The 20,090-nt window shown below is 60.8% G+C and carries 12 protein-coding genes, 1 pseudogene and 1 CRISPR repeat array; of the genes and pseudogenes, 7 read left to right on the forward strand and 6 right to left on the reverse strand.

The features are described from left to right. Positions 1-153: 153 nt before the first annotated feature. The 4 genes from ACFMO7_RS15295 to ACFMO7_RS15310 all read right to left on the reverse strand — a co-directional run bounded on the left by ACFMO7_RS15295 (position 154) and on the right by ACFMO7_RS15310 (position 4,950). Positions 154-1,401 (reverse strand): arabinogalactan endo-beta-1,4-galactanase, encoded by a 1,248-nt coding sequence (locus ACFMO7_RS15295; protein WP_376796360.1) that lies wholly within the window; start codon positions 1,399-1,401, stop codon positions 154-156. 129 nt (positions 1,402-1,530) lie between these two features. Further along, on the reverse strand, positions 1,531-2,460 hold the full coding sequence (locus tag ACFMO7_RS15300; protein WP_376796361.1) for a carbohydrate ABC transporter permease: 930 nt from the start codon (positions 2,458-2,460) through the stop codon (positions 1,531-1,533). Beyond that, positions 2,460-3,452, reverse strand: coding sequence for a carbohydrate ABC transporter permease (locus ACFMO7_RS15305; protein WP_376796362.1), 993 nt, complete (start codon positions 3,450-3,452; stop codon positions 2,460-2,462). The genes ACFMO7_RS15300 and ACFMO7_RS15305 overlap by 1 nt, the downstream gene beginning before the upstream one ends. Positions 3,453-3,627: 175 nt before the next feature. Beyond that, entirely contained in the window at positions 3,628-4,950 is a 1,323-nt protein-coding gene (locus tag ACFMO7_RS15310; protein ID WP_376796363.1) for an ABC transporter substrate-binding protein, read from the reverse strand. A gap of 595 nt (positions 4,951-5,545) precedes the next feature. Here ACFMO7_RS15310 and ACFMO7_RS15315 point away from each other — a divergent pair. Beyond that, entirely contained in the window at positions 5,546-6,643 is a 1,098-nt protein-coding gene (locus tag ACFMO7_RS15315) for a LacI family DNA-binding transcriptional regulator (RefSeq protein WP_376796364.1), read from the forward strand. A 242-nt stretch (positions 6,644-6,885) separates the two neighbouring features. Further along, positions 6,886-9,309 (forward strand): beta-galactosidase, encoded by a 2,424-nt coding sequence (locus ACFMO7_RS15320; RefSeq protein WP_376796365.1) that lies wholly within the window; start codon positions 6,886-6,888, stop codon positions 9,307-9,309. Between the two features lie 65 nt (positions 9,310-9,374). Here ACFMO7_RS15320 and ACFMO7_RS15325 read toward each other — a convergent pair whose 3' ends face one another. Both ACFMO7_RS15325 and ACFMO7_RS15330 read right to left on the reverse strand, forming a co-directional pair. Further along, on the reverse strand, positions 9,375-10,631 hold the full coding sequence (locus ACFMO7_RS15325; protein ID WP_376796366.1) for a hypothetical protein: 1,257 nt from the start codon (positions 10,629-10,631) through the stop codon (positions 9,375-9,377). 340 nt (positions 10,632-10,971) lie between these two features. Further along, positions 10,972-11,934 (reverse strand): RNA-guided endonuclease TnpB family protein, encoded by a 963-nt coding sequence (locus ACFMO7_RS15330; protein WP_376796367.1) that lies wholly within the window; start codon positions 11,932-11,934, stop codon positions 10,972-10,974. 76 nt (positions 11,935-12,010) lie between these two features. On the opposite strand from ACFMO7_RS15330, the gene ACFMO7_RS15335 reads away from it, so the two are divergent. The 5 genes and pseudogenes from ACFMO7_RS15335 to ACFMO7_RS15355 form a co-directional block, all read left to right on the forward strand. Then, on the forward strand, positions 12,011-12,424 hold the full coding sequence (locus ACFMO7_RS15335) for a secondary thiamine-phosphate synthase enzyme YjbQ (protein WP_376796368.1): 414 nt from the start codon (positions 12,011-12,013) through the stop codon (positions 12,422-12,424). Positions 12,425-12,656: 232 nt separating this feature from the next. Continuing rightward, the gene (nadB, locus tag ACFMO7_RS15340) at positions 12,657-14,354 is read left to right on the forward strand and encodes an L-aspartate oxidase (RefSeq protein ID WP_376796369.1); all 1,698 of its coding nucleotides are present in this window, start codon (positions 12,657-12,659) and stop codon (positions 14,352-14,354) included. Beyond that, positions 14,347-15,189 (forward strand): carboxylating nicotinate-nucleotide diphosphorylase, encoded by an 843-nt coding sequence (gene nadC, locus ACFMO7_RS15345; RefSeq protein ID WP_376796370.1) that lies wholly within the window; start codon positions 14,347-14,349, stop codon positions 15,187-15,189. The genes nadB and nadC overlap by 8 nt, the downstream gene beginning before the upstream one ends. A 62-nt stretch (positions 15,190-15,251) precedes the next feature. Further along, the gene (nadA, locus tag ACFMO7_RS15350) at positions 15,252-16,436 is read left to right on the forward strand and encodes a quinolinate synthase NadA (RefSeq protein WP_376796371.1); all 1,185 of its coding nucleotides are present in this window, start codon (positions 15,252-15,254) and stop codon (positions 16,434-16,436) included. 122 nt (positions 16,437-16,558) lie between these two features. After that, a CRISPR array of direct repeats spans positions 16,559-19,829; the repeat unit is 37 nt; unit sequence CTTTCAGTATCCTCAAGCGGATCGAAGCCTCTGCAAC. A 131-nt stretch (positions 19,830-19,960) separates the two neighbouring features. Continuing rightward, a pseudogene (locus ACFMO7_RS15355) lies at positions 19,961-20,090 on the forward strand (DNA-binding response regulator); the annotation flags it as partial.

The following is a 20,090-nucleotide window of genomic DNA, read 5'->3' on the forward strand; positions in this document are numbered from 1 at the left end:
AGCGAGAGAAGGGCCAGCGGCCCAATCTCCCCGAAGGGAGACTGGGCCATCTGGGTGGGCGCCTCACGTTGCGACTGTGTCGGCATCGGTTGTACTTGAACACTCCACTCGGTCGTAAAGAGGGGAAGGGAGGAAGTCTGCTTGCTGCTGGCGCTACTCGTAGCAGCGGATCGAAGGCAAGGCCCGTCCCTGACGGTCAAAGAGCGTCAGGTTATCCCAGGCGTCGCCAGCTCCCGGCTCCCAGCCTACACCGGGTATCCAGGCCGATTCCCAATAGACCAGTCCCCGCCCACGTCCCTGTGGCACCTGCTCCACGATAGCGCGCACCGCGCGGATATAGGCCAATTGGCCCGCGGGCGTCGGCGGGTAATCCGGGAGCAGAGGAGTCTGCGCGTTCACGATATTCGGCTCGCTATCGCCGTCGCTTAACGTCCAGGGATAGGCCGTCTCCACAACCACCAGATCCTTCCCGTAGCGCGGAGCCAGGTCGTTAAGGTTCGCCTGCAGGGCCGACAGAGGCCCGTGCCACCAGGGATAGTACGACAGACCGATGACGTCGAAATCCACCCCCTGGGCCAGCAGATGATCGAAAAAGTAGCGGCTCCCAGCGTTATCTCCCCCACGATCGATGTGGATCATCACCTCAATGGCGCGGCTGGTGTCGCGCACGGCGGCGATGGCGGCCTTGAGCAGCGTCGCGAACTGGGGCCAGCGCTCCGTACCGTTGACATAGATCTGCCCCTGGGGCCAGAGCATACCCGCCGTCACCTCGTTGCCTGTCTGGACCATCGCCGGCAGGGTCCCCTGACGGGCCAGCGCCCCCAGTACCGCGCGCGTATAATCGTAGACCGTCTGAGCCAGTCTGGTCAGATCCTGGCCCTGCCAGCTTTGAGGCGTCGTCTGGTGACTTGGGTCGGCCCAGAAATCAGAGTAATGGAAATCGAGCAGAAAGTGCAGGCCGGCGGCCTGAATGCGACGGGCCATAGTCAGAATATGGGGCAAATCGTTATAGGGGATAGGAGGCTGCACCCAGAGCCGTTCACGGATAAACGTTGCTCTGTGGCGAGCCACGATCTGCTCGGCGGGCAGCACCCGCCCCTGATCGGAGAAGCGCTTACCCACGTCCTCTAGCTGCTGCAGCGTCGAAAGATCGTGGCCCAGCACGCGCGGGCGCCCGCTACCCTGGTGAGCGGCAGCCCTGGGTGCACTGCCCGCTGCCGGTGCCGCCAGGGCCGCCGGCCAGCCGGCGCCCAGGCTCAGGCCGCTGGCCAGCGTCGTAGCAGCCGCCATCTGACCAAGAAAACGCCGGCGACTAAGGCTCAGCCTTCCAGGAACCGACGCCTGCGGCTCGCTCTTGGATCTGTTGTCCTGCGAGAGAGAAAGCTGTTGCTCGCGGTCCATAGCATTCTGCCTACCTTCCTTGGCAAAGAAAGTGAGATCAACTACCAAAGCGAGGGCAGCCTGCCCGGGCAGGCACCTGCCAGCTTCTGGCGGTGACTCCCTGGGCTGGCCGCCGCTGGCGCCGAGAGACTAAGAGCGCAAGCTGCCGAACGTCAGACCTCCCTGCCAGTAGCGCTGCAAGAACAGGAAACCGATCATCAGAGGAATCACCGAGATCAGTGAGCCGGTGACGACCAGCGTATAGAGAATGCGCGACCCGCTGAATCCCTGGGCCAACTGATTCCAGTTGGCCAGGCCGACCGTCAGCGGATAATAGGCCGGATTATTGGTCACCACCAGGGGGAGAAAGAAGTTATTCCAGGTTCCCACGAAGCTGAGCAGTAGCACCGTCACAAAGCCGGGAGCCAACAAGCGCAGCGCGATGCTCCAGAAGATGCGCCACTCGCTGGCGCCATCGACGCGCGCGGCATCGAGCAGATCGTCGGGTAAAGCCTGCTCGGCGTAGACACGCATCAGATAGACCCCAAAGGGCGTCACCAGTGACGGCAGAATGATCGCCAGCGGGGTGTTCACCAGCCCGACCTTGCTCAGCAGCAGATAGGTAGGGATGGCCAGAGCCGTATTGGGAACCATGATCGTCCCCAGAATAACGGCAAAGACCAGCTCACGCCCTGGAAAAGGGAGCCTGGCAAAAGCATAGCCGGCCAGCGTGGCGATGAGCGAGGCCCCCAGAGCGCTCGTCACCGCATAGTAAGCCGAATTCGTGAGCCAGGTCACAAAGATCCCATCATCGTAGGTGAAGACATCGTGCAGGTTCTCCAGAAGATGGAAATCCGGCGCGAACCACAGTCCAAACGTTGAGAACAGCTCGTCGTTGGTCTTCGTCGCCGAGACAAGCAGCCAAAAGAGCGGAATCACGAAGTAGACCAGCATCAGCACCAGGAAGAGCAGCACCAGACCGCGCAGCGTCCAGCCGCTGCGCTGGCCTGTGGTCCGGGCCGAAGTCCCTCGTCTGGCGGCGGCGAAGCCATCAGCCGAAAGCGATCCAAGGCGCGCCATCAGCGTTGCCCCCTGCGGTAGGTCACAAGCATGAAGATGTAAGAGAAGATGAAGACCACGGCGCCCAGGACAAAGGAGACCGCGGCGGCGTAGTTATACTGCTGGTTCGTGAAGGCCAGGTGATAGGCGTAGAGATTCGGCGTGTAGTGATCCTCGATCAGGTTGGGCACAATGGCAGACATGATCTGCGGCTCATTGAAGAGCTGCAGCGTCCCAATGATCGAAAAGACCACCGTCAGCACGATAGCTGGAGCGATCAGCGGAATCTTAATGCGCCGTGCGATCTCCCAGCCGCTGGCGCCATCGACGCGCGCGGCGTCATACAGCTCGGGAGGGATAGCCTGCAGAGCCGCGTAGAGGATCACCATATTGTAGCCAGTCCACTGCCAGGTCAGAATGTTGGCGATCGAGGGCAGCAAGCCGGCAGCGGTCAAGAAGGCCGGAGGGGGCCAATGTAGCAGCCCGGCCAGTTGGGCAAAAGGACCGATATGGGCGCTGTAAAGATAGCCCCACAACAAGGCCCCGATCACACTGGGAATGGCGTAGGGGAGAAAGTAGCCCAGGCGGAAGATCGTCTTCAACCGCACAATCTGGCTATCGAGCAGCAGCGCCAACACCAGAGCGAGGCCGAGCATCAGGGGGACCTGCGTGAACAGAAGCAGGAGCACATTGCGCACCCCTTCCCAGAAATTGCCGTCTTGCAGGGCCTCCTGATAATTCAACAAGCCCACAAAGGTGTTGCCCCCGATCAGGCGCTCTATGAAGAAGCTCGTCCAGAGTGCGTACAACAAAGGTACCAGAATAAAGAACGAGAAAAGCAGCAAGAAGGGGAGCAGGAAAAGATAGGGGATCACCACCCGCCGCCGCCAGCCTCTCCAGAGGCGCCAAGCGCCAGCGAGGCGGCTGGAGGAAGGTGCCAGCTCCTCTATCTCGGTAGCTTGCTGCATGGCTTCGGTCTGAGCGCGTTGGGCTAAGTCCCTTGACGGTATCATCGTACAAGCCTCTCATTCAACTGAGGAAGGCGAAGGCAAGGAAGGCCGGCTTCACCTCAGGACGGCAGAGAGAGAAAGCCGGGCGAGTGCGAGGCGCAGGATGGCAAGGCTGGTCTGTCCCGCTCTGCTGTCGGCGCTCGCCTCGTCCCGGCGCCGCTCGCTCGGAGGTGCCGGCTCAGGAGATGACCGTAAAGCCCTGGGAGCGAGCGTACGACACCACCGCGTTCTGCGTATTGTGCATGGCCTGTTCGAACGAAATCTTGCCACTCACAGCCGCCGCCAGCTGATTCTGGAGCTGGGAGAAGACGTAGTCCTGGAAGGGACTCCACTGGAAAGAGGTATTCACCTGCTGGGCGGACTCCACAAAAATGCGATTGACCTGTTGTCCGCCATAGAAGCTATTCGCCGTATCGAAGCTGGGGTCTTGCAGGGCGCTTTTCTGCGAGGGGAAAAGATAGAGCTTCTGCGTCAAGATCTTGACCGACTCCGGGTTCGTATTCAACCACTTCACGAACTCGGCGGCCTCCGCTGGATGCTGGCACTGGGTAGTCACAGCATCGGTCGAGCCGCCCCAGTTGGCCGAGACCTGCTCGCCCGGGTTCCACTGAGGGAGTGGCGCCACGCGCCACAGGCCGGCGGACTTGGGAGCGAAGCCCTCCAGATCTGAGGGGGCCCAGGCGGCGGTGATCCAGGTAGCCAGCGTTCCATTCTGAAGGGCAGCGTACCAGTCGTTGTTCCAGTCTGCGGCGGTGCTTACCGCCCCGCTCTTAACCAGGTTGCCCCAGTAGTTGGCCACCTTCAGGGCGGCGGCGTCATCCAGATGGATCTTGATCGTCGTGCCATTCACCACAAAGGGCTGAGAACCGGCCTGCCAGAGCAGGGAGAAGAACCAGGGGCCGTCGCTAGGAGCGAAGTCGGTGATGTAGATCTTGGGATTGGCCTTGTGGAGCTGGATGGCCTCCTGAGCGTATTGGTCCCAGGTTGTGGGAACGGGCAGGTTGTACTTCTTAAAGATATCTTCGCGGTAGAGCAAGCCCATTGGGCCAGTGTCCTGGGGGATCGCGTAGACCTTGCCGCCGCTAGAGACCTGGGCCCAGGTCCAGGGGACGAATTGGTCCTTCACATCGTTGGCGCCGTACTGGGAGAGGTCGACCAGCTTGCCGCTCAGAATGTACTGGGGGAGATAGGCGTATTCGATCTGTACCACGTCGGGGGCACCGGAGCCGGCCTTGAGCGCCGTTGTCAGCTTGGTGTACTCGGTACCGCCCGAGCCGACATTTTGCCACTTGATCTTGATGTTGGGATGGCTCTTCTCGAAAAGATCGATGGCTTGCTGGAGGTTGGGCACCCAGGACCAGAAGGTAAGGGTCACCGGCCCAGAACTGGCCGGCGTCCCACCACAGGCCACCAGATAGCTGCTGATGCTGAGCGCCAGGAGCAGCAGCAGGCCGGCCTTGGCCATCCCCCTGGCACGGCGAAATAGGAGACCGCAGATCATCTCTCGTTCCCTCCTTGACTGCACTGTAGGAGCTAACGCCTGCTGAAAACATTGCAGACGCGATCACCCGAGCGACCAACTGGTCTGGCCGACTGAGCCGAGCGCCCACAGCTCCGACCGGCGCGCTCGGCTCAGCTCGATGCGCTTCGACTCGACCCGGCGCCGACCGACCGTCCTGGCCTCTCCTCTCCTCTCTCCGCCACGTCCCGGTCCGCTCATAGCTCTCTCACCGCACCCGGGCTGCCGCTTTGCCCCAGCGCGGTGCTCTCTCCTTCGGCTCCCGCCAGGCCGACCAGCCCTGACCACCGCCCCGGCTGACCCGGCTACTGCTCGCCTGATTCCTGGGCGAGCCTCCTTCTCCCCTCTCTCCGCCACCGCGACGGCGCGGCTGCCCCACTCGAAAGGTAGGTGGAACGGTCCACACGCGAAAAGTATAGAAGATGGACCGGTCCATGTCAAGGGTGAATGGCTGTCTACTTGACATGGACCGGTCCATCTTCTATACTCTAAGCGAAGGGATGAGGATCAGTTTCCGATGAAGGACTCTCGCTTTCAGCAGCAGCCTGCACGGCCTGTAGGAGCCAGGAGGGGGCACATGGTCACCATCTACGATATTGCGCGGGCGGCGGGGGTGGCCAAGAGCACGGTGGCGAACGTCCTCAGTGGCAAAGGCAAAGTCAGCGAAGCCACGCGTCAGCGCGTGCTCTACTATGCCCGCGAGCTGGGGTATCGACCCAACCTGCTGGCGCGCAACCTCTCGCAGCACCGGACCTTTACCGTGGCCCTGATTCTGCCCACCATTGCCAACCCCTTCTATCCTGAGATTATGGAGGCCATCGAGAGCATTCTCCGTCAGCGGGAGTACCAGACCCTCTTCTGCAATACGCACGGCGACTTTGCCCTGGGGCGGCAGCAGATGGAGCGGTTGATGAGCCGCTGGGTCGATGGCTACATTATCATGGGGTCGAGCATGGACATTGCCGATATCGCCCATTATTTCCATCAGGGCGTACCCATTGTGCTCTGCGACTGGCAGGAAAATGAGTCGCCGGTGGGTATTCCCCAGGTCACTGTGGATTTCTACCGGGCGGGGCAACTGGCCGCCGAGCACCTGCTGGCGCTGGGGCATCGCCGTATTGCGGTGATTGTCGATGAGCCGCAGCAGCATCTGCGTCTGGAGGGTTTTCGGACGACCCTGCTGGCGGCCGGCCTGGAGTTGCCTCCGGCGCGCCTGGCCCTGGGTGACTCCTCGCTGGAGAGCGGCTATGCGGCGGCTCGCCAGTTGTTAAGCCCCGATCAGGACCTGGAGCCACCGACAGCGATCTTTGCCACGAACGATTGGATGGCCCTTGGGGCGATGGAGCTGGTTCTCGATCGTGGGCTGCGCGTCCCCGAGGACATCTCAATTGTCGGCCTCGACGATATCGTGGTCTCCGCCCACCTCCGTCCGCCTCTGACGACCATCGCTATTCCTAAGACGCGCCTGGCCCAGGAGGCGACAGAGCTGTTGCTGGCCCAGATTGAGACGGCGAGCGCAGAACAGAGAGGGGAGCTGCCGACTGCTGGGGACGAGAATGGTGCGGTTCCGCCCCAGGAAGAGACGGCCCCGCTGCGTCTGGTCCCGCCCTCTCTGGTGGTGCGCCAGTCCACTGCGGCCCCTGCCCCTTCTGGTCGTTCTGGGTCTGCCCCCTGACCTGATCTGGCCGGGCTGTCCCTTCCGTTCGTTGGCCTGGCTTCAGCCAGGGCCGTTCTCTACCCATACCTGTGGCCGCCGTCCTGCCTGGCAAGGCTGACCCTGTCGACTATACAACCATAGTTCCTGACAACAGCTCAACCTGGCAACAGAGAGATGGCCATGTCCCCCAGCGGCTGCTGGCCAGGTCGTTGCTTCAGTATGTCAGTGAGCAAGAGCGAAGAGTAGGAGGAAGAAGCCCATTGTCTGCCACATCGTTGCAGCCACCGCTGCCCGCCGATGACCGTTCCTACTATCGACTTGATCTGCGTGCTGCAGAAGCAGCAGAAGAGGCGCAGCCGGAGCCACGTCTGCTGGCGCGCTCGCCGCGAGGGGAGACGCTGGCTCTGGCTCAAGGCTATCTGCTCCGCAACGGCCAGCCCTGGCTTCCCGTTATGGGGGAGTTCCATCCCTCGCGTTATCCGCGTCGCTACTGGCGTGAGGCTTTGCTGAAGATGCGAGCCGGTGGTCTGACCCTGGTCTCGATCTACGTCTTTTGGATTCACGTTGAGGAGGATGAGGGGCATTTTGATTGGTCGGATAATCGAGATGTGAGGGCCTTTGTCCAGTTGTGCGGCGAGGTGGGACTCGAGGTCCTGCTGCGGGTAGGGCCGTTTGTGCATGCTGAGTGCCGTAATGGCGGTCTGCCTGATTGGCTGTATGGGCGCGCTGTGCCCGTGCGCTCGAACGACGAGCGCTATTTGTTCTATGTGCGTCGCTACTTTGCTGAGGTGGCGCGTCAGGTGCGGGGTCTCTTTTTTCAGGATGGGGGGCCGATCCTGGGGGTGCAGTTGGAGAACGAGTATATGCATGCTGGGGCGCCCTGGGAGCTGACGTTTCGGCCCGGCTGCGAGTGGGTGCCGTCTGGCAGCGATGGGGCTGCCCATCTAGAGCGCCTGCGTGCTCTGGCCCGCGAGGTGGGCCTGGAGGCTCCGCTCTACACCTGCACGGCCTGGGGTGGGGCCGCTGTGCCGGCTGAGGGCTTCCTGCCTATGCATGCCGCCTATCCCTTCACGCCCTGGGAGCCTGATCCTTCCTTTGTGCCCTCACCGAGTCGTGAGTTTCTCTTTCGCTCTCCGCAGCAGCCTGAAAGCGCCTGGTGGCGGGCGGGATCTTTCCGCTATCCGATAGAGCGCTACCCCTATGCCTACTGTGAGCTGGGGGCCGGTATTCAGATGACCTATCTGCACCGCCCTCTGGTGCCACCCGAGTGCACGCAGGCCCTGGCCGTTGTGGCGCTCGGCAGCGGCTGCAACTGGCTTGGCTATTATATGTACCACGGTGGCTCGAATCCTGTGGGCCGCCATGCCTTCCTCAACGAGTTTACGGTGCCGCGCCTCTCCTACGACTTCCAGGCGCCTCTTGGGGAGTACGGCCAGCTCCATGCCTCTTACCATCGCCTGCGCCTGCTTCATCTCTTCCTGCAAGAGTTTGGCAGCCGACTGGCCCCTCTTCCGGTGGTGCTGCCGCCGGGAGCCGCGGCTCTGAAGCCGCAGCTCACCGGGGTCCTGCGCTGTGCGGCTCGCGCTCGGCGGGGGGAGGGCTTTCTTTTTGTCAATGCCTATCAGGATCACGCGGAGCTGCGGGATCTGGAGGGGGTTGCTCTGGAGCTGCTGCTGCCAGAGGAGCGGCTGCGTTTGCCGCGCGAGGGTGGCTTGCGGCTGCGCCGTGGGGTGAGCGCGATCTTTCCTGTGGGGCTGGAGCTGACGGAGGGCCTGCGCCTGCGCTATGCGACGGCTCAGCCGCTGACGGTGCTGCGGGGCGAGGGGGGCACAAGGGCGGTCTTTTTTGTCCCCGATGGCCTTCAGGCTGAGTTTGCCTTCGCGCGTGAGGGCTGCCGCGCTCTGCGGGTGCACGGAGGCAGGATGCTGGAAGAGCAAGAAACGCTCTATGCCTGGCTGGAGCCTGGCCTGGAGGCCTGCCTGGAGGCGACGAGCGTCTCTGGTCAGACGGTGGAGGTCCTCGTCTTGTCTCACGCGCAGGCGCTGGGATGCTGGAAGGTGCCGCTGGCTGGCGCCGAGTATCTGCTGCTCGCTGAGGATCCGGCCACGGCCTGGGTGGATGCTGGGGCGGAGGGGCTGACGGTCTGCTGGCAGGGTGAGGCTCAGCTTGATCTGCTGAGCTATCCACGCCTGCCGGCGGCGCTGGTGGCTGCGGGTCGATGGGAGGAGCGAGGCGCTGCGGGACTGTTCTGGCGCTACCGTCTGGAACACACTCCCTGGCCAGCTCGCTGGTCAGTGGAGCGGCTTGAGCCACAGGTGGTGCGTGTGCTGGTGCCTGCGGAGTCGCTGGAGGGGGTGAGCGACCTCTTTCTGCGCGTCGATTGTGTGGCCGATGTGGGTCAGGCTTTTCTGGCTGGACAACTTGTGGCCGACTATTTTGGCTCTGATCAGCCGTGGGTGATCGGGCTGAAGCGCTTTGTGCAGCCAGGGCGCGATCTGGAGCTGGTTCTGCGCTTTACTCCTTTAAGGGCCGATGCTCCGGTCCTCCGCTATTTCAACGCGCAGCGGCTGCCGCCGGCTGACAGCACTGGCCAGCTGCCGGTGACGCTGCGCTCTATTAGCCTGCTGCCGGAGTATAGGGTCCGGCTGCAGGCGGAGCGAGGAGGAGACGGAAGCGCTCGCTGAAGCCCGCCAGACGGACGGGCCGGAAGACAGGGGGCCAGTCGATGGAAAAGGCCGCCCTCCCGGAGCTAGGCGCCAGCATTGGGCAGTACTGGCAACAGGGAGCGCCAGAGGGTGCCCGGCTCCCAGGTGGCGCGGTACCAGACTGCGATCTGGAGAAAAGCCTGGGCGCTCTGGAACTGGGGTGTCCCCTTCAGAATATCGCGAAACTCGCGGATGATCCGCAGCAAGTTCTCTGCGGTATGGTACCAGACGGCGTGCGTGACGCCGGCGCTGTCCGTGTAAACCAGATGGGCGGCGTAGGGGTCATTCAGGTTGCTGGCCTGCTGGTCGATCTGCGCTGCGGGAATACTCTTTACCAGAGCTACGGCGTCGCTGTAATTGAGGCCTCCGTCAAAGATCCACTGGCCGCCCGCCAGGTGCCAGCGGGCGCCGTAGAGGGGAAATTCCCAGACGATGCGCGGCAACATCTGAGGCATTGTCTTGAGCGCGTAAGCCAGGATCTGCTTGAGCCAGGGCACGCTGACTGTTGGTCCTGGGGTGATGTAGGACTGGTCCAGGGACATGATCACGATGAAATCGGCGCAGCGTCCCAACAGCGACCAGTTCTCGAAGCCGTTGAGGTTGTAGTAGTCGTCCTGATCGGCTACCTTGTGAATCAGAGCGATGCCGTAGGGCTTGTGCAGGGCCTGAAGGGCTTTCCAGACCAGGCGGTTATAGTCGGCAAAGAGCTGCTGGATGTGCGGATAGGTGCGATCGGCCCCTTCCAGGTCCATGATGACCCCGTCGTAGTTGCCCTGCTTGACCACGTTCACGATGGCCTGAATGTAGGCCGGCTGCTGGGTGGCCGCCTTGATGTAGTCTGACTGCTGCTGGGCCGTCCAGCCCGTGGCATCGGTCTCCATTGTTACCGTCAGGTAGGCCTTTCCCCCTTTGCTATGGATCAGGCGGACCACGTTATCCATGCTCAGCGTGCCTGGCTGACAGTTGTTGCTCTCTCCGTTCATCAGTTGCCCTGTCAGGGGGTTGACCCAGCCGCTGCCAACAAGGGCCGCGTCGGGATTGATGTCGGCGGTCTGCAGGTAGGCTTGCAGGCCGCGCTGGCAGTCGCGCCCGACGATCCAGCCGAGCGAGGCCAGCTTGCCGTTGAGCAGGTGAGGCGTCTGGGTGGACGCCTGGCTCTGCTGCTGCAGGGCAAGGTTGCTGCCGGACCATAAGAAGCCCAGCGGAGCGCGCGCGCGCACGACCCCCATCAGCAGCGTCAGCCCAATCGCCAGGGCGATGAGGAGCAGGCCAGTCAATAGGCCGCGACTGCGCTGGTGCATGGAACTACCTCGCTCTTGCTTGCCTGACAAAGGTGCCAAAGGGACCGCTTTGTTTCAGAGCGTATCATATTTCGCTCTCTAAAAGGAAGAGTCTGGCCAGAACGAGTGGGTTGCTCTGCGCTGGTGCCAGCACTATACTGAGTGGCTGAGATGTCTTCGGAATGGGCAGGTCCGCCCAGTGCCGCGAGCCTGCCTGGAAAGAGGGGGCAGCGATGTCTGGCCAGTTAGTCTCTGCGCCCCTCTGACTATCTCTCTGTCTGTCGCGGTAGTGAGTAAGTAATAAGTAAGTAAGCAGGAGGTCTCTGTCAAATACCCCATGCCTGAAGGCAGGGGCTTGCGGCTAGGCCTGGCCTGCCACAATAGGCTGTTTGACGGCAGCCCTAGAGATATTGATGGCGACATTCAGATCAGCATTCATCGTCATGCCGCAGTTGCTACAGCAGAAGAGGGCCTGGCTCTTGCGGTTCTCTTTGGCACAGTGCCCGCAGGCAGAGCACATGCGAGACGTGTTGCACGGGGTGACCGCGTAGAATGGGATGCCTGCAAGAGCGGCCTTGCAGGAGAGGAAGAAACGCAGTTGTCCAAACGACCAGTTGGAATGGCGAGCACGCTGAGAACGTCTAGCCGTGCTTTCCGTGCGGGAACGGATGGGCCTGAGTTCTTCGATCACTGTTCCTTGCCGATTGGCTTTGGCCTTTTGGACAAGCCGCTTGGAGATGACATGATTGGTAGAGCATTGAAATCTGGCCTGTTTGCCAGAAAGTTTCTTGAGATGCCGCTTTGCGCTCTTGGTTCCACGCTTTTGCAAGCGCTGGCGAAGTGCATGAAGCCGCTTGCGGGTGTTCTCAACCAGTTCGCCGCTGAACGCTGAGAGACTCCCCGCTGCTATCAGTCGCCAGATGGACGATGCCGAGATCCACCCCGAGGACGGTTTCGCTGCTTGCTGGTGGGGTTCAGGGACAGCCAGGGTCACGGCCAGAAAGAACGTTCCCTGGCGGTAGAGCAAATCGGCTTGCCCCTGGATGGCTCCCATACGGGCGGCTTGATACGGTCCGATGACGAACGGAATCCGCATCCGACCCGCAAGGGTCAAAAGAGAGACGTGGGTCAAGCCTTTGAAACTCATGACGCGCTGGTCATAGACCACAGTGCCTTCTGGCCTGAAGATGAGTTTGATGCTCTTGTCACGCCTGTAGGCTTCACAGACCTTGCTGATACAACGGATGGCCAACTGAGTAGAAAGCCGGTAGGTGGCTCGCAACTCGCGATAGACCAGTTTTTGCAAATTGAGGGCAGTTGTCAATACCTTGAAAGAAAAGTCGTGCGCATTCCTCCCCATGCCTGAAGGCGGGGGATTCCTGCGCACAGGAGGAACGTCAGTGAAATCGCATACGGCCTACCTTACCTTTCATACCAGGAAGCGCAAAGATATTATCCCAATCACCGATCAGGTTGAGCGCATCATCCGCGAGAGTGGCATCCAGGAGGGTCTGGCCCTGGTCTCCTCGATGCACTTGACGGCCAGCGTCATTATCCAGGATGAGGAGTCCGGCCTCTGGCGCGATATCATGGAGTGGGCCGAGCAGGTGGCTCCCGAGAAACCTGACTACCACCACCATCGCACTGGCGAAGATAACGGCGATGCCCATCTCAAGAATCTGCTGATGCATCTGCAGGTCGTTATCCCCATCACTCGCGGACGCTTCGACTCCGGTCCCTGGCAGCGCCTCTTTTATGTCGAATTCGATGGCCAGCGCGATAAGCGCGTCATCGTGAAGGTTATCGGAGAATAGTCCGTGCGTACTCTCTCCTCAGAAGAGGGGCCTGCACGGGCTTGCTCCCGGCTGAGAAGCGCGCTCGACCCTCCCAGGGCGCGCTTCCCCGGCCCCTTGTTTTCCTGGCAGATCGCTGGTATACTTGTTAGCAATAAGGTTGGTGTACTTGATACACCTTTTTCTTTTTTTGAGGCCAGTTAGTGTAAATTTTACACTTAACGGCTGCCAAGTGAGACAAGAAGGGACCATCATGGCGAGCTGCCAGAGATATGACGTAGCCATTGTTGGCGCTGGCATCGCTGGTCTGAGTGTAGCGCTCAGCCTGCCGCCTGGGTGGCGGGTGGCTCTTCTGACCAAGGGACGGTTGGGGGAGAGCAACACGCGCTACGCCCAGGGTGGGCTGGCGGTCGCCTTGGGGGCGGACGACAGCCCCGCGCTCCATTACGCCGACACCCTGGCGGCGGGGGCGGGTCTTTGCGACGAGGAGGCCGTCCGCGTCCTCGTTGAGGAGGCGCCGGCGGCTGTGCGCTGGCTGATCGAACTAGGAGTCCGCTTTGATCGTGCCGCGCCGGGGGCAGGCGCGGAGGCCGCCACCGCCGATGGCCTGCTCTTAGGCCAGGAAGCGGCCCATAGTCGGCGGCGCATCCTTCACGCCGGTGGAGATGCCACTGGGGCTGAGATCGAGCGCGCCCTCCTGGCGGCCCTTAAGACCCGCCCGCACATCAGCCGCTATGTGCAGACGAGCGTCTATGCGCTCCTGGTCGATGGGACCGGTTGCTGCGGGTTGCAGGCCGTTGATCAGGAGGGGGAGCCTTTGGTGATAGAGGCGCGCGAGGTTGTTCTGGCCTGTGGGGGGGCAGGTCACCTCTGGGCTTCTAGCTCTAACCCTGCTGGAGCCACCGCTGACGGCCTGGCCCTGGCCTGGCGTGCCGGAGCCGAGCTTGCCGACCTTGAATTCATCCAGTTCCATCCGACTGTCCTCAAGGTCAACGGCAGCACGCATCTCATCTCGGAGGCTGTCCGCGGTGAGGGGGCCTACTTGCGCAACCATGCTGGCGAGCGCTTCATGCCGCGCTATCATCCTCTGGCCGAGCTGGCCCCCCGCGATGTTGTGGCGCGGGCCATTCTCAGCGAGATGCTGGCCGAGGGAGTGGACTACCAGTACCTTGACCTGACCCATCTTCCTGATGAGCGGATGTATGCCCGTTTCCCGACGATCGCCGCTCTCTGCCGCCGTCACGGCCTGGATCTGGCCCATGACCTCCTGCCGGTAGCCCCGGCGGCTCACTACTGCATGGGTGGGGTACGAGTCGATCTGCAGGGCCGTAGCAGCATTCCCCATCTCTATGCCGTCGGCGAGGTTGCCTGTACTGGAGTGCATGGCGCCAATCGTCTCGCCAGTAACTCCTTGCTTGAAGGACTGGTCTTTGGGCGTCGTCTGGCCGCCTTCCTGCGGGGAGAGGCTGCCGATCGTGCTCCCACTGCCGCCGGACGGCGACGTCGCGAGCTGCTGCTCCCCGCCGCTCAGTCCTGGCCGATTGGGCCTGCCTGGCATGGACCCGAGGCCCTGGCCCGCGCCCTGCAAGAGGAGCTGCGAGCGCTCATGTGGCGCTACGTGGCCCTCTGTCGCGATGAGGATGGCCTGCGTACGGCCTGGCAAGAGCTGCTGCAGCTGCGCGCGCGCTTCGCTGAGGCGGCCCGACCGCGTGCCCCTCAAGAGCCGCTCGTGAGGTCCTGGCTGGAGACTGCCAACATGCTCGATAGCGCTGCCCTGATCGTTCAGGCCGCCCTTGAGCGGCGCGAGAGCCGTGGCAGTCACTGGCGTAGCGACTATCCCCAGCCCGATTCCTCGCTGGCCGACGTTAGTCTTGTGCTGCGACCGGCCAGCCCCAGTGTCGAGACAGCCAGTCGTGCTGCGCTTGAGCATAAGGGAAGACCGTATGTCTGAACTACCTCTTGACCTTATCAAGCAAGCTCTCATCGAGGACGGAGCCTATCGTGATCTGACTACTCTGTCTACCGTGCCGGCCACTGCTCAGGGGTGGGCCGTGCTGCTGGCGCGCAGTGAGGGCGTGATTGCCGGGCTGCCGGTGGCGTTGGCCGCCTTCCGCTTGCTTGACGAGCGAGTTGAGAGCGAAGCGCTCGTTGAAGATGGGGAGACCGTTGTGGCCTCGCAGACCCTGGCCCGTCTCAGCGGGCCGGCGCGGGCCTTGCTCAGCGCCGAGCGTGTGGCTCTCAACTTTCTCGGCCACCTCTCCGGGATTGCCACCTTGACGGCGCGCTGCGTCCGCGCTGTGGCTGGCACGGGCGTGCGCATTCTTGATACGCGCAAGACCACGCCTGGCCTGCGGGCCCTTGAAAAGGAGGCGGTGCGTCTGGGTGGGGGGGTCAATCACCGTTTCGGTCTGAGTGACGGCATTCTCATTAAAGATAACCACATCAAAGCCGCTGGCGGTGTGGCCGCTGCTGTCGAGGCTGTGCGCCGCCAGGTGCCGCACCTGCTCAAGATCGAGGTCGAATGTGAGACCCTGGATGAGGTGCGGGCCGCTCTGCGGGCCGGAGCGGATGTCATTCTGCTCGATAACATGGAGCTTGACCTGCTGCGCCAGGCTGTGGCTCTTGTGCGCGCCGAAGCGCCTGGGGTCCTGCTCGAGGCCTCGGGCGGTATCGGCCCCGATCCGGAGCGCCTGGCCGCTGTGGCCGGCACGGGCGTTGACTTCATCTCGCTCGGGGCCCTCACCCATTCTGCACCCAATCTCGATGTCGCTCTGGAGTTTCTCTAGATGGCATGCTCGCCTGTAGCGTGGCAGGCGAGCACCCAGCACGAAAGGAGGAGCTAATTCTCATGGCGCTGCAAACAGCCTGTGAAGCCAGCCAGGAGAGCCGTATTCTGCCTCTGTTGCATCCGGCAACGCGTAACCAGTATGCTCATGGTGGTCGGGCTGATCACATTCCTCGTCGCTACGCCGAGATGGATGGGGCGGAGCTGGACCGGCGTATCAGCCAGGCCAAAGCTGCTCTTGGCAGGCGCCTGCTCATTCTGGGTCATCACTACCAGCGCGACGAGATCATCAAGTATGCCGACCTGCGTGGCGACTCCTTCAAGCTCGCTCAACAGGCGGCAGCCCGTCCCGAGGCTGACTACATTGTCTTCTGTGGCGTACACTTCATGGCCGAGAGCGCCGATATCCTCAGTGCTCCCCATCAGCAAGTCATTCTGCCCAATCCGACGGCCGGCTGTTCGATGGCGGACATGGCCAGCATTGGCGAAGTTGAAGAGTGCTGGGAGACCCTCCATGAGGTTCTGGGGGAAGACCCAGGCCTCGTGCCGGTTACCTATATCAATTCGGCAGCCAGCCTTAAGGCCTTTTGTGGCGAGCATGGAGGCATCGTCTGTACCTCCAGCAATGCTTTCAAGGTGATGGAGTGGGCTTTCAAGCGGGGCCGGCGTCTGCTCTTCTTCCCTGACGAGCATCTGGGGCGCAACACTGGCTACGCCTACGGTATCCCCGATGAGGAGATGATTGTCTGGAACCCCAAGAATCCCCAGGAGACCCTCGACGACGAGGAGCGTCTGCGCAGGGCGCGCCTCATTCTTTGGAAGGGTTATTGTTCAACTCACATGCGCTTCACTGTGCAGCAGATTGCTAAGGCGCGTGCTGAGTATCCAGGTATAACCGTCATTGTCCATCCCGAGTGCCGGCGTGAAGTTGTTGAGGCTGCCGACCTCTATGGATCGACCGAGTACATTATCCAGCAGATCGAGCAGGCCCCAGCGGGCAGCCAGTGGGCGGTTGGGACCGAGATCAATCTAGTGCATCGCCTGGCTCAGGAGCATCCTGACAAGCTTATCTTTTGCCTTGATCCCGTTGTCTGCCCCTGCTCGACTATGTACCGTATCCATCCTGCTTATCTGGCCTGGGTCCTGGAGGCGCTCGTTGAGGGCCAGGTCATCAATCAGGTCAGGGTGGCTCCCGAGGTCGCCCACTGGGCCCGAGTAGCCCTTGATCGCATGCTGGCGCTCAAATAATTTCATTTCTCTTCTTGTGTCCAGAAGCGGATTGAGGCCGCTACAACCAGCGTACCCTCAGGGCTGGCCAGATAGCCAGCCCTGAGTTTCAGGACCCTCCTTTAATTTCATTGCTCTCCTTTCTTTCAGTGCTCCCGAGCAGATCGAAGCCTCTGCAACGAGGCTTATGCGCTGCTCTATCATGGCTTCGATTTTACTTTCAGTGTCCTCAAGGGGATCGAAGCCTCTGCAACTCTGACGGATCCCTCCCATCCGTCCTCTGCGACGAACTTTCAGTATCCTCAAGGGGATCGAAGCCTCTGCAACTCATTCACGAAACAGCGTCAAAAGCGCTTACGAGGAGACTTTCAGTATCCTCAAGGGGATCGAAGCCTCTGCAACTCGGTCAACCACTCGCAGCGGCCCGCGCACGGCTTACTTTCAGTATCCTCAAGGGGATCGAAGCCTCTGCAACCCAGATCGCATAGCACGCATATCCCTTGCCATTTGCCCTTTCAGTATCCTCAAGGGGATCGAAGCCTCTGCAACCAAGTGGATCGGGGACACATTCGGTCCAGTGGTCGATCCTTTCAGTATCCTCAAGGGGATCGAAGCCTCTGCAACGTAGATCTGGCTATTCCTCCACGCCAGCCGCCCCACTTTCAGTATCCTCAAGCGGATCGAAGCCTCTGCAACGCAGCTTCACGAGTCTATGTCTCGACTACTTGAAGCTTTCAGTATCCTCAAGCGGATCGAAGCCTCTGCAACGAGCCTCCCGTACGCGGAGACGGTAGGTAAACGTCTGCCTTTCAGTATCCTCAAGCGGATCGAAGCCTCTGCAACTGTTTCACTGACCGTCTGCTACATCTTCTCGGGGGACTTTCAGTATCCTCAAGCGGATCGAAGCCTCTGCAACCAGAAGTCGAACGCAAGCTGGCCCTCACTGAAGCCGCTTTCAGTATCCTCAAGCGGATCGAAGCCTCTGCAACAGCCAACAACGCTAAGACTTCGGGACGAGTGCGCCTCTTTCAGTATCCTCAAGCGGATCGAAGCCTCTGCAACCAGGACACGGCACGGCACCCCAGGACCGTCGAGACCTTTCAGTATCCTCAAGCGGATCGAAGCCTCTGCAACTGATCGTGATTGGAAAGCGAGCCGTCTTCTCCCCTGCCTTTCAGTATCCTCAAGCGGATCGAAGCCTCTGCAACGAGCAGGGTTTGGCGTGAGGAGACTGGTCGGAGATTCTTTCAGTATCCTCAAGCGGATCGAAGCCTCTGCAACGCCCGAGGAAGACGAGGAGTGGAGAGACGATGGGTCTTTCAGTATCCTCAAGCGGATCGAAGCCTCTGCAACTGCTTGTCGCAGCCGACGATAGCGTCGACCTGTATCACTTTCAGTATCCTCAAGCGGATCGAAGCCTCTGCAACTGAGGAGATGCTCTCCCTTCCCCTCCTCATCGACACCTTTCAGTATCCTCAAGCGGATCGAAGCCTCTGCAACCGGCCCGGCCTTCGACCCGGATTGCAGCCAGACCGAGCTTTCAGTATCCTCAAGCGGATCGAAGCCTCTGCAACATGTGTCTTGTGCTCAGCCCGCTTCTAGAGCCGGCTCACCTTTCAGTATCCTCAAGCGGATCGAAGCCTCTGCAACATGGTCTGCCAGAGTCTGCCATGGTCTGGCTGGTTCCTTTCAGTATCCTCAAGCGGATCGAAGCCTCTGCAACCAAGATCGATCACGGCACGCAACGCGGTCAGATGCTTAACCTTTCAGTATCCTCAAGCGGATCGAAGCCTCTGCAACGTTCCGTGACGGGTTGGTTGCGTGGCCGCCCCATTTCTTTCAGTATCCTCAAGCGGATCGAAGCCTCTGCAACGTTGTTGTACGTCGTTTTTGCAGCATCCCCGAGGAGAACTTTCAGTATCCTCAAGCGGATCGAAGCCTCTGCAACAGGAGAACAGACCCGGGCTTCTGATCAAGAAGGGAGCTTTCAGTATCCTCAAGCGGATCGAAGCCTCTGCAACATGCTGGTCTGCCCATGCCCCCGGGCCGGCCCGGAGGCTTTCAGTATCCTCAAGCGGATCGAAGCCTCTGCAACCGACAGCAGCAGCGGCGATTTTGTATCTATCATTACCTTTCAGTATCCTCAAGCGGATCGAAGCCTCTGCAACTGGAACAAGAGTTTCTCTCGCGGGCAGAGGTGCTCCAGCTTTCAGTATCCTCAAGCGGATCGAAGCCTCTGCAACTGAATCCCTGAGCCAATGCGGCGGCAAGCGCTTGACCTTTCAGTATCCTCAAGCGGATCGAAGCCTCTGCAACCGAACTGCACCCCACGCAGGCCACGGTGGTAGAAACTTTCAGTATCCTCAAGCGGATCGAAGCCTCTGCAACGAGTATGGATAATCCGGTTGTGCATGCAATTATTGTCTTTCAGTATCCTCAAGCGGATCGAAGCCTCTGCAACCCAGCACTGCTGTCGATAGATGGGTGATCGGCCTCCTTTCAGTATCCTCAAGCGGATCGAAGCCTCTGCAACCTGATCTGTATGACCGACTTGTCCCCTACCGGAGAACGGACTTTCAGTATCCTCAAGCGGATCGAAGCCTCTGCAACTTTCACGTCCCATTGGTTTCTGACAAACAAGCTGTCTTTCAGTATCCTCAAGCGGATCGAAGCCTCTGCAACGGCCTGCCCTTGACCAGCGCCCGGGACGGCGCTAGCTTTCAGTATCCTCAAGCGGATCGAAGCCTCTGCAACGCGCCGCCCGATCCAGGATCCGGGCAAATCGTGGAAACTTTCAGTATCCTCAAGCGGATCGAAGCCTCTGCAACAGATCCATCCGGTGCTCCCTCAGCGTTGCTCTCGCTCCTTTCAGTATCCTCAAGCGGATCGAAGCCTCTGCAACATTGCTGCTCTGCTTCAGCCAGATCTGGGAACTCGAACTTTCAGTATCCTCAAGCGGATCGAAGCCTCTGCAACCTGGCTGGCTGAGGCTCACGAGCCTGAGCCTGACCTTTCAGTATCCTCAAGCGGATCGAAGCCTCTGCAACAGGGACCAAAAGTATACACATTCCTCCTGTGGAAGCTTTCAGTATCCTCAAGCGGATCGAAGCCTCTGCAACTGGAAGGATGAAACAAGCGCATATGCATGACGGAGACTTTCAGTATCCTCAAGCGGATCGAAGCCTCTGCAACGACCGGACAACCTGTCACAATCATCCCGCCTACTGGTACCTTTCAGTATCCTCAAGCGGATCGAAGCCTCTGCAACGTGGACCCGCATGCGAACGTGCAGAATGGAATCCTCGCTTTCAGTATCCTCAATCGGATCGAAGCCTCTGCAACAGGCCAGGCCCCCACATACAGCGACAGCATAGAAACTTTCAGTATCCTCAAGCGGATCGAAGCCCCGATCCGCTTCTGGGTACTGAAAGATTTGGGTGTGTGGGCTGCCCTGCTTGCGAGCGGTTTCACTTCCCCCACACCTCGCCGCCATACTCGGGTCCCCAGACGTGCTGAAGCAGCCAGCGATGAGTCAGGACCTGACCGACCTGGGAGCAGACGATTACCTGACTAAGCCGTTCGGGGTCGAGGAGTTGCTGGCACGAGTGCGGGCGGTGCTGCGTCTGCTTCAGTTGACCGTTGAGGCTGCCCACCGTCACCGGCGCCGGGTGGAGA

The sequence above is a fragment of the Thermogemmatispora sp. genome, assembly GCF_042408735.1.
Classification (GTDB): domain Bacteria; phylum Chloroflexota; class Ktedonobacteria; order Ktedonobacterales; family Ktedonobacteraceae; genus Thermogemmatispora.